The organism is Metamycoplasma neophronis (assembly GCF_006491995.1).
Taxonomy (GTDB): domain Bacteria; phylum Bacillota_I; class Bacilli_A; order Mycoplasmatales; family Metamycoplasmataceae; genus Metamycoplasma; species Metamycoplasma neophronis.
The window spans coordinates 1-582 of sequence record NZ_VHHP01000039.1 but is presented as its reverse complement, the minus strand read 5'-3'; the positions used below and the strand labels follow the sequence as shown (position 1 = coordinate 582).

Below are 582 nucleotides of genomic sequence, written 5' to 3'. Positions count from 1 at the left end.
GCATTCAATTGGACGATCCCCGAAGACATCGAGTTGACCGGCCCGATGGCCGCCCGCCTGTGGGTTCAATTGGATGGCTGCGACGACGCGAACCTGTTCGTCGGAGTGGAGAAGTGGCGCGATGGCCAGTTCGTTGCGTTTGAGGGGTCCTACGGCTGGGGCCGTGACCGGGTGACCACCGGCTGGCAGCGGGTCTCGCTGCGCGAGCTCGACCCCGAGCTCTCGCAGCCATGGGAGCCGGTCCCGGCGTGTGCTCGGCCCCGGCCGGTCACCGCCGGCGAGGTCGTCGCCGTCGATGTCGCGCTTGGCCCGTCGGCGACATTGTTCCGCGCCGGCGAACAGTTACGACTGGTGGTTGGCGGACGCTGGTTGTCCCCCCGCAACCCGCTCACCGGCCAATTCCCGGCCGCCTACCCACGCCCGCCGCGTGGTCGTGTCACGCTGCACTGGGGCCCACGCGACGACGCGCACCTGCTGATACCGGAGGTCCCTGGGTAGCCCGGGTTGCCGAGCGCTGGCTGACGGCGCGCGTCACACGCGCGGCGTCGGTGACGAGTCCGTCGAAAACACCGCATGCCGTAA

General features: G+C 69.6%; 1 protein-coding gene. It reads left to right on the top strand.

What is annotated here, in order from left to right; translation table 4 throughout:
- On the top strand, positions 1–498 hold a 498-nt coding region (locus FJR74_RS08410), incomplete at its 5' end, for a CocE/NonD family hydrolase (protein ID WP_140915070.1).
- Between the last annotated feature and the right edge of the window lie 84 nt (positions 499–582).